This is a genomic window from Roseovarius sp. JB2-10 (assembly GCF_055693585.1).
In genome coordinates, this window is record NZ_CM146337.1 from 3,824,223 (window position 1) to 3,841,535 (window position 17,313).

The 17,313-nt window shown below is 59.2% G+C and carries 12 protein-coding genes; 4 read left to right on the plus strand and 8 right to left on the minus strand.

Annotated elements, in window-relative coordinates:
* Positions 1-21: 21 nt before the first annotated feature.
* From ACZ1HJ_RS18955 to ACZ1HJ_RS18990, 8 genes are all read right to left on the minus strand, one after another.
* Complete coding sequence (locus tag ACZ1HJ_RS18955; protein ID WP_472720183.1) at positions 22-1,854, minus strand: AMP-binding protein; 1,833 nt, start codon at positions 1,852-1,854, stop codon at positions 22-24.
* Positions 1,855-2,017: 163 nt separating this feature from the next.
* Positions 2,018-3,475, minus strand: coding sequence for an FMN-binding glutamate synthase family protein (locus ACZ1HJ_RS18960; protein WP_472720184.1), 1,458 nt, complete (start codon positions 3,473-3,475; stop codon positions 2,018-2,020).
* A 324-nt stretch (positions 3,476-3,799) separates the two neighbouring features.
* On the minus strand, positions 3,800-4,315 hold the full coding sequence (gene idi / locus ACZ1HJ_RS18965; protein ID WP_472720185.1) for an isopentenyl-diphosphate Delta-isomerase: 516 nt from the start codon (positions 4,313-4,315) through the stop codon (positions 3,800-3,802).
* Positions 4,312-5,490: a geranylgeranyl diphosphate reductase gene (locus ACZ1HJ_RS18970; RefSeq protein WP_472720186.1), complete on the minus strand. Its 1,179-nt coding sequence runs from the start codon at positions 5,488-5,490 to the stop codon at positions 4,312-4,314. The genes idi and ACZ1HJ_RS18970 overlap by 4 nt, the downstream gene beginning before the upstream one ends.
* Positions 5,491-5,492: 2 nt before the next feature.
* Positions 5,493-6,782 (minus strand): BCD family MFS transporter, encoded by a 1,290-nt coding sequence (locus ACZ1HJ_RS18975; RefSeq protein WP_472720187.1) that lies wholly within the window; start codon positions 6,780-6,782, stop codon positions 5,493-5,495.
* Positions 6,783-7,691 (minus strand): chlorophyll synthase ChlG, encoded by a 909-nt coding sequence (chlG, locus tag ACZ1HJ_RS18980; RefSeq protein WP_472720188.1) that lies wholly within the window; start codon positions 7,689-7,691, stop codon positions 6,783-6,785.
* Between the two features lie 70 nt (positions 7,692-7,761).
* Positions 7,762-9,195 carry a transcriptional regulator PpsR gene (gene ppsR / locus ACZ1HJ_RS18985; protein WP_472720189.1) on the minus strand — a complete coding sequence of 478 codons (1,434 nt, stop codon included), beginning with the start codon at positions 9,193-9,195 and terminating at the stop codon, positions 7,762-7,764.
* A 39-nt stretch (positions 9,196-9,234) separates the two neighbouring features.
* Positions 9,235-10,029 (minus strand): cobalamin B12-binding domain-containing protein, encoded by a 795-nt coding sequence (locus ACZ1HJ_RS18990; protein ID WP_472720190.1) that lies wholly within the window; start codon positions 10,027-10,029, stop codon positions 9,235-9,237.
* 352 nt (positions 10,030-10,381) lie between these two features.
* Here ACZ1HJ_RS18990 and bchF point away from each other — a divergent pair, with 352 nt between their 5' ends.
* The 4 genes from bchF to ACZ1HJ_RS19010 are packed head-to-tail and all read left to right on the plus strand — an operon-like array spanning position 10,382 to position 17,286.
* Positions 10,382-10,882 carry a 2-vinyl bacteriochlorophyllide hydratase gene (gene bchF / locus ACZ1HJ_RS18995; protein WP_472722243.1) on the plus strand — a complete coding sequence of 167 codons (501 nt, stop codon included), beginning with the start codon at positions 10,382-10,384 and terminating at the stop codon, positions 10,880-10,882.
* 20 nt (positions 10,883-10,902) lie between these two features.
* Entirely contained in the window at positions 10,903-12,195 is a 1,293-nt protein-coding gene (locus ACZ1HJ_RS19000) for a ferredoxin:protochlorophyllide reductase (ATP-dependent) subunit N (RefSeq protein ID WP_472722244.1), read from the plus strand.
* Complete coding sequence (gene bchB, locus ACZ1HJ_RS19005) at positions 12,192-13,724, plus strand: ferredoxin:protochlorophyllide reductase (ATP-dependent) subunit B (RefSeq protein ID WP_472720191.1); 1,533 nt, start codon at positions 12,192-12,194, stop codon at positions 13,722-13,724. The genes ACZ1HJ_RS19000 and bchB overlap by 4 nt, the downstream gene beginning before the upstream one ends.
* Positions 13,714-17,286 carry a magnesium chelatase subunit H gene (locus tag ACZ1HJ_RS19010; RefSeq protein ID WP_472720192.1) on the plus strand — a complete coding sequence of 1,191 codons (3,573 nt, stop codon included), beginning with the start codon at positions 13,714-13,716 and terminating at the stop codon, positions 17,284-17,286. The genes bchB and ACZ1HJ_RS19010 overlap by 11 nt, the downstream gene beginning before the upstream one ends.
* The last annotated feature ends 27 nt before the right edge of the window (positions 17,287-17,313 follow it).

The window sequence follows — 17,313 nt, forward strand, 5'->3', positions numbered from 1 at the left end:
GATTGCATCACAAGACCCGCCCTATCCGGCTTTCTTGGTCAGGATATCCGCCAGATCCGCCAGTTTCCCAACCCGCAGCACTTCGCGCGCCGATAACGTCACGCCAAATTGCGTTTCAAGCGATGTGATCAAAGTCAGATGCGCAAAGCTGTCCCAGCCCCGCGTATTGGCCGGCTCGGAGCTGAGATGCAGTTTGCCGACAGGCAGACCAAAGACCTGCGCGGCTTCAGTCAAGACCTTGTCGGACACATCTGTCTCAGACACGGACCCTTCGGACATGTCCAAAGACTGGCACTCGGCGCGTAATTGTTTGACCAGCACCTTGCCCGCCGGATTACGCGGAAGCGCATCCAGTACCACCGTGATCCGGGGCACTTTATGGGGGGCAAGACGTGCCCGGCACTGTGCCAAAATCTCATTTCTATCAATCTCACCACCGGCTTGTGGCACAAGGGCCGCAGCCACCTGTTCGCCCCAGACACCGTGGGGAATGCCGAAGGCAATGGCATCGGCCACGCCTTCACACTCCAACAGGCAATCGGTGATTTCCTGCGGATGGATGTTGACACCCGCCGCGATGATCAGCTCTTTTCGGCGGCCGGAAATGGTCACGAATCCGTCTTCGCTTGCCGTTGCAAGATCACCGGTTCTGAACCAGCCATCCGTGAAGCTTTGCGCCGTCAGTTCAGGTTGATCGCGATATCCGCGGGTGATGATTTCTCCCTTGAGGCACAATTCACCGGTCTCACCCGTGCTCAGAGACGCGCCGTTTTCGTCGGCGATTTTCCAATCGCACCCAACCGCCTTGCCCACCGTCCCGATGCGGCGCGTTTCTGCATCCGGCCCACTGTAGAAAACCTCGCAGACGGTTTCGGACATGCCATAGGTGTTCACCACGGACACACCAAAGCGGTCCTCGATCGAGCGCCACAAGGAAGCGGGCAGACGATCCCCGCTGGACCGGATGTAGCGGAACGTGTCGCCCTTGAAACTGTCGGTGAATTCATTGCCCAGCCGGTCCATCAGCGCCAGAATGGCCGGAACGACAATAAAATGTGTGATCGCATCGCGGTACACGCCGTAGAGAAGATCTTCCAACTTGGTGATGTCAAACTCGACAGGCCGAAACAGGGTTGCGCGGTTCAAAAACGTGTTGATCGGCCCGTGAAACAGGCCGTCCGTGAAATACATCGGCAACGGGTTCAGAATACGCGCCGACGCGTCAAAATCATATACGTCACCAAAGGCCCGCAACTGTGCAGCGATGTTGTCATGGCTGAGCTCCACCACTTTGGGAACGCTTGTGGTGCCGGACGTATTGAGCATCAGAGCAATCAAGTCGCCAGTGAGGTCCGCAGGCGGCGCGACAGGCTCCAGCCCGTCTGCCAGCGCCATCAGCGTTGGCGTAGCTTCGCGCCCCGGGTTGGCACGCAACCGCCCCAGCAAGCCAGATCGTGGCTTGCCCGCCGCCCATTTGGCAAACCCTGTTGCGGTGATGTTTTCCGGTAGATACACCTCCTCGCCCGGCACGATTTCGTGAAAGAAATGCGTCAGACCGCAGGCTTTACTGGCGCGGGCCACTTCGGCATCGGTCATATCGGGGTTCAATACCACAACCCCCAGGCCAAACCGCATGGCCGCTAATACAAAGGCACTGACACTTGCCGGGTCACGAGCCAAAATACCAACACGGTCGCCGGTTTTCAGGCCAGACTGTGCAAAATACGCAAACAAACCCGTGATGGTTTTTCGCATGTCAAAATAGCTGACCGACTGCTGGTCAATCTGCAGAAAAGGTTTTTTCAGGGTTTCGTCCAGCAAAACCCAATCAATTGAATCGCTGAAATCAGTCAAAACAACACTCTTTTTTCGTATCTAATCACGCCCATAATTAAGTCGAAAAGCGTCGCAATTAAGTAAACGGTTGGGCAATATTATTGTGTCTAACGCCTTATAATTGAAAGGCAACATTTTGTCGCGCGGGTACAAAAATATCCCCGGTATGATGCAAAATGCTTCAGACCGCGCCGGTAAATGAATTTGTCTGGGCGCGGTCCCAGTATTTTGCAAAGGCCGGATGAATGGCCTCGTTCGTTTCAAGATCGCCCGGTTCCAGCCACAGGTATTGACTGGCCGCGGACCGCGCTTCGCGGCTGTTGATGCGCATCATCAGATGATGCGGCGTAAATTCCGACGGGTGCGTCAGGCCCGATGATTCAACCGCCTCTTTCAATGCCGTCAGGGTGTTTTTGTGGAAATTCGCCACACGCGCGCTCTTGTCTTCGATCACAAGCGCCTTGTACCTGCCTGCGTCCTGCGTGGTCACACCTGTGGGACACTTGCCGGTATGGCAGGCCTGCGCCTGAATGCAGCCCAGAGCAAACATGAACCCGCGCGCGACGTTGCAGCTATCGGCCCCAAGGGCAAACACCCGGCACATGTCGAACGCGCTGATCAACTTGCCAGACGCGATGATTTTCACCTGATCGCGCAGGCCCAGACCAACCAGCGTGTTATGCACCAGCATCAGGCCCTCGCGCAGCGGCGCGCCCTTGTGGTCCGCAAATTCAACCGGGGCCGCACCTGTCCCGCCTTCGGCGCCATCAACGGTAATGAAATCGGGACACACACCGCTTTCCTTAATTGCCTTGGCGATGGCGAACCATTCCCACGGGTGTCCCACGCACATTTTGAAGCCAATGGGTTTGCCGCCCGACAAGCCCCGAAGCTTGTCGATAAAGGCACAAAGCTCCAGCGGTGTCGAAAAGGCGCCATGGGCACTTGGGCTGATGCAATCAACACCCACCGGCACGCCCCGCGCAGCCGCAATTTCTTCGGTAACCTTGGCCCCCAGCAGAATACCGCCATGGCCGGGCTTGGCACCCTGTGAAAGCTTAATCTCGATCATCTTGACCTGATCATCCGCGGAGGTTTCCGCAAACTTGTCACCGTCGAATTTGCCATCCTCGGTCCGGCAGCCAAAGTACCCGCTGCCGATCTGCCAGATCAGATCGCCGCCGTGTTTGCGATGAAAGCTCGAGATTGACCCCTCACCGGTGGTATGTGCAAAGCCCCCTTGCTTGGCACCTTTATTCAACGATTCTATGGCGTTAGGTGACAACGCGCCGTAGGACATGCCGGAAATGTTCAGCACCGACCCCTGATAGGGTTTCGTGCAGTTCGGCCCCCCAAAGGTCACGGTGAACGGTGCCGCCTCGAGATGCTGAGGCGCAACGGAATGATTGATCCATTCATGCCCCACTTCGTTAACATTGCGCAGCGTCCCAAACGGGCGCAGCCCCTCCATCCCCTTGGCGCGACGATAGACCAGCGCGCGCTGTTCGCGCGAAAACGGCGTCTCCTCGTGATCGCTTTCCAGAAAATACTGCCGAATTTCGGGGCGGAAATGTTCGAACAAAAATCGCAGGCGCGCCACTAGCGGATAGTTCTTGAGAACCGCACTTTTGTTTTGCAACAGGTCAAACAATCCGATGGCCGAAAAGAGAGCGGAAATCCCGGCAATTGCGCCCCCCAGAAAGGCACCAGTGACGCCAGCAGCAACCCAAAAGGCACGAGTGCAATGACGATGAGAAGGGGGAAATAGCGCATATTTGATACTCCAATTGCAAAAAGTAACGCATTGTCGAGCGTCAACGTCAAGTTGCGGAGCATTCCAGCGTGCAGGTTAAAAGTTCTTTAATGGCATCCAGATCGGGTGAATTAGGGCCGCACAGACGCCCAGAAAACACGCCAAGTACGCGTCAAATCACGCGTCGCATCCATCAGAAATCACGGGGTTTCAGGCGAAAATCTGTTCCGCGTGGTTTTCCAGATAAATCTTCAACCACGGCGTATATCCTTCCGGATTTGCCTGCACCAGACGTGTCAGTTCGGCCATATCCACCCAGTTGGTGTCCATCACCTCATCCGGGTTGATCTCCATTTCCACCGGCGCATCGACGCGCCACACGAAAACATCCACCAACTCATGTTCGATCAGACCATTGCCCACATCTGCGCGGTATTCCAACTGATCGCGATAGGTCAATGAATGCGCCTTGATCCCCAACTCTTCGTCAAGGCGGCGAATGGCGCAGGCCTCGGGGTCTTCGTCCCAATGGGGATGGGTACAACAGGTATTCGCCCAGAGGCCCGGCGTGTGATATTTCGAGAGCGCCCGGCGCTGGATCAGCACTTTGTTGCCCCACATGATAAAGACTGACACGGCTTTGTGGCGCAGACCGCGCAGATGCACATCCAGTTTCTCAACGGCTACCAGATCATTGCCAATCCAGGCTGGGATCATTGCATTCATGTGAATTCCGCCCGTACCAGACGTGTCAGATGCGCCAGGTTTTTCAACCCGATCCGCAGATGCGCCATTGGTCGGGCGCGCACCAGTTTTTTGTTCATATAGGCCTCGAACGTCAGGCGTTGCACATCGATGTCGTGGCAGAGCGACACAAACCGCTCGCGCCGGTCGTCGGACTTGTAATAGGCGTTTTGCATGGATGCCAAGACCCGAAACACCATCTTGTGCTCGCGCATAAAGAGCTGACGCGCCAGTTTCAGGTCCTTTACGTGTCCCGATGCAAGACAGGCCGAGGCCGCCGTGGCCGCCACCCGGCCACCGACCATGGCATAGTAAATCCCCTCGCCGGAGCTTGGCGCAACAACGCCCGCGGCATCCCCTGCCAGCACAACGTCACTGCCATTGTCCCACCGGTCCAGTGGTTTCAGCGGGATAGGCGCGCCTTCGCGGCGGATGGTCTTGCAACCTTCCAGCCCGCTTGCGACCCGCAGGTCCGCCGTGGCCTGTTTCAGATCCACCTCGCGCACCATCGAGCCCATGCCAACGCTCGCCGATTTGCCATGGGGAAAGACCCAGCCGTAGAAATCCGGGGAAATCCGGCCGTCATAGATCACGTCGCACCGCTTGGGGTCATAGTCTCCCATGGCGTCCGGTGCCTCGATGATTTCGTGGTAGGCGATGACATAAGGAATGCGGTCACCGCCGGGCACCTCGGCCCGGGCCACGTTGGAGCGTGCGCCATCCGCGCCGATGATCAGCTTGGTCTCCAGCGCGCATTCCTCGCCGCTGGCCTTGTCGCGGTAGATCACGAACGTACCTTCATCGTTCCGATCAATCCGCAGGAACGTCCCAGTACACCGGTGGGCCCCGGCTTCGGTAGCACGCACCCGCAGGAATTCATCGAAATCCTCACGGTTCACCATGCCGACAAAGCCATTTTCGATCGGAATATCGACCTTGCGCCCCGTGGGTGAAATCATACGCGCCGTGTTGACCTTGGCGCAAAGCTGCTCATCCGGGATATCGAAATCGGTAATCAATCGCGGCGGGATCGCCCCGCCACAGGGTTTGATCCGCCCATCCCGGTCAATCATTGCCACCTTGTGGCCGGACCGCGTTAAATCCTCAGCGGCTGTGGCCCCCGATGGCCCGCCTCCTACGACGACAACATCATACATGGTCATTCTCCCGGAACGATGGCCGCATGACGGCCTCGGTTATGTTCAATTACGCGCAGCGCCAGTAGGGCTGCGACAACAAATAGAAGCGCTTCAAAGAGGAACACTGCACCAAAGGCAGTGGCGTCACTGGGGGTCAAAAGGCGCATGATATCCACCATCGCGGCCCCCATCAGGCCACCAAATCCGGCAGCCACGGCCTGTGCCGCACCCCACAGGCCCATGCGCGTGCCTTCCCGCGCTTCGCGCCCGCGCGCGGCGAGCGCCATCATTGAGCCGATGGCGGCCACGGCGAACATGCCATTGAAAAAGCCGAGCAATACGACTGCCGGTGTCAACGTCGCAGGGTTGGCAGCGCCGCCCAAAAGGCTGATCACCGCAAGACTGCCCGCAGACCCCAGACACCCGGCAATCACCCAACTGCGCAGACTGCCGCGGCGCAGGCCGGTGGCCACGATGCCCACGGTCAGCATGCCAAGGAAAACGCCGCCATTCTGCGCCCCGCTGAGCGACGTGGACTGGCCCGGTGTGAAGGCAAAGACCAGCCCGGCATAAGGCTCCAGGATCAGCTCCTGCATGAAATAGGCGGTCATCGACAAGAAAACGAAGATGGTGAAATTGCGCGCGGCGGGCTCGGCCCAAATCTCGCGCAGGCCATCGATAAAGCGCGTTTTTTCAGTGGTTTGCGGCTGCGCATCCACACCGCGTTCTATGCCCCAAACGGCAACGACCGTCAGGGCAATTGCGCCCATTGTGACGATTGTCACGATCCGCATCAGAAGTGCCGGGGTGTAAGGATCAAGAAAGGCACCCACGGTGCCTGCGGTGACCGCAATGCCCGCAATCATCATCAGCCATGTGATCGTTGCTGCCGCCGCGCGACGGTGCGGTGCGGTGGCCGTGGCCAACAGCGCCAGAAGCGAGGTACCAGAAGCACCCACACCAACGCCAATCAATGCGTAGGCCGCAATCGACAGGGCCATGGCGGCCGAAAAGCTGGTTTCAAAGAGGACAACACCAGCTGACGCACCAAGCGCCCCTGCTGCCAAGGCCACCATGCCACCAATGATCCACCGTGTGCGATGCCCGCAGGTATCCGACATAAACCCCCAATTGGGGCGTGTGATCTGGATGCCGTAGTGCAGCGCAATCAGGAAACCGGGCAGAACCGCGGGCAATGCCAGCTCGACCACCATCAGACGGTTCAGCGTTGAAGTGGTGAGCACCACAACCGCACCCAGTGCCATTTGCACCAGACCGAGACGGACAATTGATAGCCAGCTGAGTGTCATCTAGAGCGCTCCCACACTGCGCAGCGCAAAGGCCGCGATCATCATGCCACTGACGTAAAGGGTGACACCCGTGGCGTTGTACCAGGGGGCGCGGCCCTTGGGGTCCGAAAGCAGCACGCGCATCGCCCAGAACTGTGCGATCAGAACGCCAGCGATGGCCGCCGCATGCCAGGGCCGATCCCAAAACATCAGCGCTGCGATCACCGCAACTTGCGGCAGGCTCATCACCCAACAGGCGACGCGAGCGGCGCGTTCAGGGCCCAATGTGACGGGCAAGGAATTGACGCCTGTCTGGCGATCACCCTCTAACGCCTTGAAATCATTGAGTGTCATGATGCCATGCGCGCCCAAAGCATAGAGCAGGGCGACGATGACCACTGGCAGTGCCGGCGCGCCTGCGGCCATTACCGCGGCGCCGGTGAACCATGGCAGACCTTCGTAGCAGAGCCCCACAAGGCCCGGGCCCCAGATGCCGGAGCGTTTGAGCCTAAATGGTTCAGCCGAGTAAATCCACGCAGCAATCACGCCAAAGATGGTCGCGCCAAAGCCCCAAGGCCCAAGGAACGAGCCAAGGATCAAGGCAAACCCGCTCATCACGATGGCAATCCACAGCCCCCACCGCCCGGGAATGGCGCCGGACGGGATCGGGCGATGCGGTTCGTTGATCGCGTCCACATGTCGATCGCACCAGTCATTTGCCGCCTGGCTCATGCCGCAGACGACTGGTCCGGCAAGGATCATTCCCACCAACAAAAGTCCCGGCGAATGTGCCAACGGCACGCCGGATGAGATCACCCCACACAGATACGCCCAGATGGGCGGAAACCATGTGATCGGCTTGATCAATGTCAGGGCAGCGCGGGGACTTGGGTAGCGCCGACCGACGTGTAAATCCAATGTGACACTCATAGTGTCAATTAAACTATACAATCACGAATTCTGAAAGGTTTTTTTGGGGGTTTTGGCGTATTGTGCAGCCCTATTCGCGGCCTGCATCCCCGCTCAACAGGTTATGCTTGCGCAGTTTGACATACAGGCTCTGTCGAGACAGGCCCAACATCTCGGCCGCAGCCGCCCGGTTGTTGCTGGTCAGCTTCACCGCCGTCTCGATACACATCTTCTCGATCACATCTGACGTGGCCGATACCAATGTCTTCAAAGACGCGGTGCCCACCAGGTCCATAACGCTCTGCATCGCCTCATCACTCATGACAGACGCACCAATTTCGGTGTCCGTCACCTCGCGGGGCGTTACATCCCGAATGATCAGACCAAATCCAAGGTCACCGCCCCGACGGCGCAACCGCGCCGCCGACAGATCGACATTGGCGCGCGTCCCCACTGTGCTGAGAATCTGCGTTGCATAGCTGCGCAGACGCCCTTTTTTGACCGATGTTTCCAGAATGAGTTTGAGGTCCACCGAGCCCCGTGCGAGAAAATCAGCCAAGGATTTATTTTTGATATCACGTATTTGAGCCGCATCCGTCAGGATCAGGAACGCCTCATTCGCATCGCGGATCACGCCTTTGGAATCGGTCAGGACAATCGCATCACTGGCCGCCGCAAACAGGGATGCCAAAGATTGGGCAACCTCCGGACCGGAGGCATCCGCCTCATCCAGCGTTGATAGGCGGCACAACAAAAAGAGCTCGCCCGCCGCGCGGAAAAACTGTGCCAGCGCCGTTAATTCCCGACCGCTGCGCCGCGCAACAAACTCGACCTCTCTGCGCTCTTCCGCCGTCGCCGCCGTGCGCAATGCCTCCATCAGGTCGCTTTTCCGCTGCCCCTCCAGAGCTTGCGCAAACGAACTTCCTGACAGTGTTTCAACCTTGGACCCAAGCAACGTTGCCGCCGCACTGTTGAGATCCCGGATCCGACCGGATTCGGGCTCCACCAGCACCAAAGGCGTCTCGGACGCCTCAAGCACAACGCGGTAGAACGTTTCGCCACTGCGTATTTTCTGCTGGTCGCGGTCACGAGCCGTCTGCTCGGCAACCAACAGTTGCTGCACTTCGGCAATGGGCTGCATATCGCGCCCGATCAACAAAATAGCATCCCGGCCGGACACACGGTGCAGTGAATAACGGATCGGGAATTCCCATGTCGCATTGTCCACATGGTTCAATTGCAACATGCGCGGCACCAGATCGGGATCCCGGATCATTGCCGTACTGCGCTCGTGGTATTTTTCGCGGCTCTCTATGGTCAGAAAACTATTGAAATCCCGGCCAACCCAATGGTCGAGACACCCCAGAGACGGGCATTCGGGATTAACCGAAATACCTTCGATGACACGATCATGGCCGACCATGATCGCAAGGTCTGCAGATTGCTCCACCAACTGTTCGACGCTGGCGGCGGCAGGCAATTTACCCGCGCGCATCGTATCAACATTAGCTGTCTGCTTTGTCACGCCATTTCCCCGTCACGTCGTCGCCCCAAGAGCAAAGCTTCAAAAGGGGGACAATTCAGCCACGGCCTTCAGGCCACAGCTTTCTACTGCCTCTCGGGCGGACCGTACTGCGTGGTCCACACCAGTGACTTTTTTCACTTCTTCACGATCATCAATAATCCGTCCGCCCGCCACGACCGGGGGCATACTCTCAACATTTTCGCGCATGTAATTGACCAAAGCAGATGTGTTTTCAACAGAATTCCACGTCGCAAGCGACAGACCCACCATCGAAAACCGATTTGTTTCAATCAACATTGCAATTTCAGCATCCGTCAATCCAATCGCCATGCGAACCCACAAGCCTTGACGGCGCAAATCATCGGCGGCAACGAACGCTCCTAGCGAATGTTGCTCAAATTGCGGAATAACCATGAGGACGGATTGTCCAAGGGGGATGCTGCGGTCCAGAAGCTGGCTGCTGTCCGTACCGTCAGATTGTTCACGAAACAAAGCCTGCAATCTTGATGCACCCGTTGTCACATCAACAAAACTGGCTTCGTCGCTTACCCACTTCTCTCCCAGATAGCGCGAAGCCTCGGGGATGTAATATTGGTAAAGCTCTTCGCGGCGAACACCGTTTGACATCAGATTGGACAAAACCTTCTGATGTTCCGTTTCCGACGCAGACATCAACGCATCACCCAGGCGGGCAATCCATTCGACCTTGCTGCGCGGCTCTGTTTCGGCGTTTCCGGACACCATCGCTTTCAAAGCAGATTCCACCAGAAATCGGATCGCCGGTTTTTGCTCCGACGATAAGTCGGAATTATTTTGTATAGCGCTTTTTTCCATGAGTTCCTCCCATGGATGCATTTCTGATGACACTGCTTTCAGCGGTAGTGTTTTTGACTGCTCTTCCTGTCCTTGTGTGCGATAGTGTGCAGGTGTTCCGCGGCAATGTCAATTTTCCTTGACATTTGCGCGCATCGCCACGGGTCAATCAGTTGTAATCACGTTCAAAAATTTCCGCATCCCCGGCGACATACCCCAACAAAACCAAGGGAATCACCGCGTCAGGCCGAATTCGCTCGCATCCGCCGTTAACGTTTACAGCAGTAGACCCTCAATAGTGTAAATTATAATTGACACTTTTGGCTCCCAGCACATAGCATCAATCATGAACTTTACGGCCGGCGAGGGGAATATGACGCCAGAAGCGCCGCATAAATCTGAATGCGCCAAGCTATATACCGACGCGCAGCGCGCGCGCCGAGACGCAACCGTCTGGACCTTGGTTCAGGGCATTCTTGCGCCTGCACAATTCTTGGTCTTTCTGGTCTCTCTGGCCCTCGTTCTTCGGTTCTTGCTGACCGGCGAAGGGTACGAGATCGCAACCCTCTCCATACTGGTCAAAACCGGGTTTCTTTTCCTCATCATGGTTACTGGTGCGATTTGGGAAAAAGTTGTTTTTGATCAATACCTTTTCGCCCCTTCCTTCTTCTGGGAAGACGTCTTCAGCTTTGCCGTTATCGCGCTTCATGCCGCCTATGTCTGGGCCCTCTACGCCGGTGCACTTTCCCCCGCCGGATTGATGGTTTTGGCCCTGGCCGCATACGGTGCGTATGTCATCAATGCCGGGCAGTTTCTGCTCAAGCTCAGGGCCGCCCGATTGCAGGCCCCGGACCAGGCCGGAGAAGCCGCATGACCCGCCACGACACCCCCAATATGGCACCACCTGGCAGCGACCTGCCCGCGCCGGTTAACGGCTGCCGGGACGCGCCGATTCTCAAGCAGCGCGGCCAGCACGAAGTGTTTTGCGGCTTGACCGGCATCATTTGGCTTCACCGCAAGATGCAGGATGCGTTCTTTTTGGTGGTCGGATCGCGGACGTGTGCGCATCTTCTGCAATCGGCTGCCGGGGTGATGATTTTCGCCGAGCCACGCTTTGGCACCGCGATCCTGGAAGAGACCGATCTGGCCGGTCTCAAGGACGCGCAGGACGAATTGGAACGCGTGGTCCAGGACCTGCTGGCGCGCCGTTCGGACATCCGTCAGCTCTTCCTCGTGGGCTCCTGCCCATCCGAGGTGATCAAGCTGGATCTGGCCCGTGCGGCCGAAAAACTATCAGCACAGTTCGCGCCCAAGGTGCGGGTGCTGAACTATTCGGGCTCGGGGATCGAGACCACATTTACCGAAGGCGAAGATGCCTGTCTTGCTGCGATGGTGCCGGTGCTGCCGGAAACCGATCAGCGTCAATTGATGCTAGTGGGCGCCCTGCCCGACGTGGTCGAAGATCAGGCACTGGACCTTCTTGCGAAGTTGGGCATCGAAAACGTTTCGGTTTTGCCGGCCCGCAGTTTGGACAGCGACGTATCCGTTGGCCCCAACACTGTCTTCGCCCTCACCCAGCCGTTTCTGGGGGGCACCCATGCCGCCCTGGAACGGCGCGGGGCGCGTCACATTCCCGCGCCATTCCCGTTCGGCGAAGAAGGCACCACCGCGTGGCTTTTGGCTGTTGCGCGGGAATTCGGCGTTGATAAGGCGCATTTCGACGCCGTGACCGACGCGCCCCGCGCCCGCGCCAATCGGGCTGTTGCTAAAGCCGCCGAGAACCTCGCCGGTAAATCCATCTTCTTCTTCCCCGACAGTCAGCTTGAGATCCCCCTCGCCCGCTTTCTGACGCGGGAATGCGGCATGACCGCAGTCGAGGTATCCGCACCGTTCATCCATAAGGGCGTTGTGGGCCCTGATCTCGATCTGCTGGCCGAAGGGCCGACCATTGCCGAAGGGCAGGATGTGGAACTGCAGCTGGACCGCTGCCGCGCCGCGCGACCTGACCTGACGGTCTGTGGCCTGGGCCTAGCCAATCCGCTGGAGGCCGAAGGGCTTGCCACCAAATGGGCGATCGAGCTGGTGTTTACCCCGGTGCATTTCTACGAACAGGCCGGTGATCTGGCCGGGCTCTTCTCGCGCCCGCTGCGCCGCCGCGACCTGCTGCGTCTGGAGGCTGCGGAATGAAGCTCAGCGTCTGGACATATGAAGGCCCGCCCCATGTTGGGGCACTGCGCGTGGCCACGGCCATGAAGGGTCTGCATTATGTGCTGCACGCGCCGCAGGGCGATACCTATGCCGATTTGCTCTTCACAATGATCGAACGCCGCGATCACCGCCCACCGGTGACCTATACCACGTTCCAGGCGCGTGATCTGGGCGCTGATACCGCCAACCTTTTCAAAACTGCCTGTCAGAAAGCCTATAACCGGTTCAAACCGCAGGCGATGATCGTCGGGGCCTCCTGCACCGCCGAACTTATTCAGGACGATCCCGGCGGCATGGCCGAAACCATGGGCATGCCCGTGCCGGTCATTCCACTGGAACTGCCCAGCTATCAGCGCAAGGAAAATTTCGGCGCGGATGAGACGTTTTTCCAGATCACCCGCCATCTGGCGCAGCCGATGGAGCGGACCAAGCACATTAGCTGCAACTTGATCGGCGCCACGGCGCTTGGCTTCCGCCACCGCGATGACATCACCGAAGTCACCGCCCTGCTGGAAGAGATGGGCATCAGCGTCAATGTCTGCGCGCCCTATGATGCCACGCCCGAGGATATCACCCGGCTGGGGGCGGCGCATTTCAACGTGCTGATGTATCCCGAAACCGGTGAGGCCGCGTGCCGCTGGATGGAGCGGGAACTGGACCAGCCCTACACCAAGGTTGTGCCCATTGGTGTCGGCGCCACCCGTGATTTCGTGGCCGAAGTGGCCGCAATCGCCGGGGTTGAGCCGCGCCTTGATACATCGCGCCTGCGCCTGCCCTGGTATGCCGCCAGCGTCGACAGCACCTACCTGACCGGCAAGCGCGTGTTCATTTTCGGGGATGGCACCCACGTCGCCACCGCCGCCCGCATCGCCCGGGATGAGATGGGGTTCGAAGTTGTCGGCATGGGCTGTTACAACCGCGAAATGGCCCGCGGCATCCGCGCGCTGGCCAAGGATTTTGGCGTCGACGCGCTGATCACCGATGACTACCTCGAAGTTGAGCGCGCGATTGAGGATCTGGCCCCCGAGATGATCCTCGGCACCCAGATGGAGCGCCATATCGGCAAGCGTCTGGGCATCCCCTGCGCCGTGATCTCATCGCCCGTGCATGTGCAGGACTTCCCCGCCCGCTATGCCCCACAAATGGGCGTTGAAGGCGCGAATGTGATTTTTGACACCTGGGTGCATCCGCTGGTCATGGGGCTGGAAGAGCACCTCTTGCACATGTTCCGCGATGATTTCGAATTCCACGATGCGGCCGGCCCCAGCCATCACGGCGGCCACGCACCCAAGCCCGAGGCTGTCGAGGCGCCCGAGCCTGCGCTTGAGACCACCAGCAGCTCCGCTGAGGTGATCTGGCTCGCGGATGCGGAAAAAGAACTGAAGAAAATCCCCTTCTTTGTGCGCGGCAAAGCCCGCCGCAATACCGAGCTTTTTGCCGCCAACCAGGGCGTGCAAGAAATCAGCGTTGATACGCTCTACGAAGCAAAGGCCCATTATGCGCGATGACATTGTCATAGACCGCGCCCCACGCGCCTATAACGTCGTGATCCTGACGTTGGACAGCCATGCGGCGGGTCCGTGCGACCGCGTGGCCGAAAGCCTTGCCGCCGATTTCCCCGGCCTGAACCTGAGCGTGCATGCCGCGGCCGAATGGGGCGAATGCCCCGACACGTTGCAAGCCGCTAAAGAGGCGATTGCCACCGGCGACATTATCATTGCCAATCTGCTCTTCCTCGAAGAACACATCAACGCCATCCTGCCGGACCTTCAGGCCCGCCGCGACGGGTGCGACGCCATGGTTGGCATCATCGCCGATGCGCAGATCGTCAAGCTGACCAAGATGGGCACGCTGGACATGTCCAAGCCCGAAAGCGGCACCAGCAAGCTCTTGAAAAAGCTGCGCGGCGCGGGCAGGCCATCGGTCGAAAAGGGCGCGCGCAAGATGAAGCTCTTGCGGCAATTACCCCGCATTCTGCGTCTCATTCCCGGCAAGGCGCAGGACCTGCGCGCCTGGTTCCTGGCGATGCAATACTGGCTCGGCGCGTCGGATGACAACATTGATGCCATGGTCCGTTACCTGGTCTCTCGTTATAGCCATGTGGATGCGTGGCGCGGTGCCAAAGCTGCTGAACCGCTGGCCTATCCTGATACCGGGCTCTACCATCCTGACCTTCCCGAGCGCATTACCACTGACATCGATGACCTGCCAAGTGCCGGGCAACCCACAGCCACCGTTGGGCTGCTGATGATGCGCAGCTATGTCCTCTCCGGCGATACCGCGCATTATGATGCGGTCATTCGCACGCTTGAGGCGCGGGGCCTGCGCGTCTTGCCTGCCTTTGCGGGCGGGCTTGATGGACGGCCTGCGATTGATACGTTTTTCCTCGATAATGGCGTGCCACGGATCGACGCGCTCTTGTCGCTCACGGGTTTCTCGCTGGTGGGTGGCCCTGCCTATAATGACAATGACGCCGCAATTACCGTATTGAAATCGCTGGACATTCCTTACGTCGCCGCCCATCCGCTGGAATTCCAGACATTGGGTCAATGGGCCGCCTCACCGCAGGGTCTGGGCCCGATTGAAACCACGATGCTGATCGCCCTGCCTGAACTGGACGGCGCGACCAACCCAACGGTCTTTGCCGGACGTCACGGGGCCGACGGCTGCAACGGCTGCCCGCGCGCCTGTCAGGCCAATTCAACGGTCAAGGCGATGGCCCCCTGCCCCGAGCGGATTGATCATCTGGCCACCCGGGTCGAAAACCTCGCGCTCCTGCGCCGCTCCGATGTGGCTAAGCGCAAGGTGGGCATTGTCCTCTTCGGCTTCCCGCCCAATGCGGGCGCGGCGGGCACCGCGGCTTATCTTGATGTCTTCCGCTCACTGCACAACACGCTGCACGCCATGGCCGCACGCGGCTATGATCTGACGCCACCTGCGACGGTCGAAGAAACCCGGGCCGCCGTGCTGGAAGGCAGTGCGCAACAATATGGGCAGGAGGCCAACGTCGCCGCCCATGTCAGCGCCGATGACATCGTAGCCGGCACACCGTGGCTGGATGAGATCGAGGCCCAATGGGGCGCGGCCCCCGGCAAGGTGCAATCCGACGGGCGCGGCGTGTTTGTTCTGGGCGCGCAGTTTGGCAATGTCTTTGTCGGCGTGCAGCCCGCGTTTGGTTATGAGGGCGATCCGATGCGGCTCCTCTTCGAGCGCGGATTTGCACCAACGCATGCCTTCACACAATTCTACCTCTGGCTCAAAAACAATTTCCGCGCAGACGTGCTCTTGCATTTCGGCATGCATGGCGCGGTGGAATTCATGCCCGGCAAACAGGCGGGCCCTGGCGCAGATTGCTGGCCCGATCGCCTGATCGGCGACATGCCAAACGTCTATCTGTACGCCTCCAACAACCCGTCCGAGGCCACGCTGGCCAAACGCCGGTCTGGTGCCGTGACCGTCACTCACCTGACACCGCCCCTCTCCAGTGCGGGTTTGTATAAAGGTCTGGCCGAGCTGAAAGACAGCCTGACCCGCTGGCGCAAAACGGCCCCGGACGCCCCTGAGCGTGCTGAACTGGAAGAGCTGATTGCCGAGCAAGCCGCTGCGGTGGATATGGAAGACAGCGCCGCGGAAACCCTCTGGCTGAAGCTTTTGGAGACCGAAGATGCGCTGATCCCTGAGGGTCTGCATGTGCTGGGCGAGCCGATGAGTGCCGAGGCGCGTGCGGACTACCTCGCGCTAATGAACGACTGTGATGATGCCACCCGCGCCCGTGTCGATCAGCTCTTGCAACAGGATGCGGAAATCCCCGCGCTGCTCAACGCGCTTGACGCCCGCTACACCGCGCCGGTGCCGGGTGGTGATCTGATCCGTTCGCCGGATATCCTGCCCACGGGCCGCAACATCCACGCGTTTGATCCCTTCCGCATGCCCACCGAATTTGCCTGCCGCGATGGCGCACAGCAGGCGCAATTGCTGCTGGAGACACACAAATCCATGCCGCGCACCGTTGCCTTGGTGCTCTGGGGCTCCGACAATATCAAATCCGACGGCGCACCGATTGCACAGGCGCTGGCCCTGATCGGGGCGACACCGCGATTTGACAGCTTTGGCCGTCTTTGTGGTGCGGATTTGATCCCGCTGGAGGACCTGGGCCGTCCGCGCATTGACGTGATCATGACCCTTTCGGGCATCTTCCGCGATCTTCTGCCCCTGCAGACCAAACTGCTGGCCGAGGCCGCGCTCAAGGCTGCAATGGCCGATGAGCCGCTGGATCAGAACTTCATCCGCGCCCATGCATTGGCCTATGCCAAGGAAATGGAGTGTGACATTCAAACCGCCGCTCTGCGGGTCTTCTCCAACGCCGAAGGGGCGTATGGCTCGAACGTGAACATGCTGGTCGATGGCTCCGCCTTTGGCGACGAGGATGAACTGGCCGACGCCTATGAGGCGCGCAAGAGCTTTGCCTACGGCACCGATGGCAAGGCCCGCCAGAACGCGGAACTCTTGCAAAAAGTGCTCTGCGACGTCGATCTGGCCTATCAGAACCTCGAATCCACCGAATTAGGCGTCACTTCTGTCGATCACTATTTCGACACGCTTGGCGGCATTTCCCGCGCAGTCAAACGCGCGCGCGGTGGTCAGGAGGCGGCCGTCTACATCAGCGACACCACCCGGGGCACCGGCAAGGTTCGCACGCTGGCCGATCAGGTCTCGCTCGAGACACGGTCGCGCTCGCTCAACCCGAAATTCCACGAAGCCCTGCTCAAGCACGGCGCCGAAGGTGTCCGCCAGATCGAAAGTCACATCACCAACACCGTGGGGTGGTCCGCCACCACCGGTCAGGTCGAGCCTTGGGTGTATCAGCGGATTTCCGAAACCTTTGTGCTCGATGACGACATGCGCCAGCGCCTGACCGATCTCAACCCTGCCGCGTCCTCGCGCATGGCGAACCGCCTGCTCGAAGCGCATGACCGTGACTATTGGCAACCCGATGACGCCACGCTTGAGGCGTTGCGCAATGCCGCCGACGAAATGGAAGATCAGCTAGAGGGGGTCGCCGCAGAATGACTTCCCTCCAACATCAGAAAGGGTCCC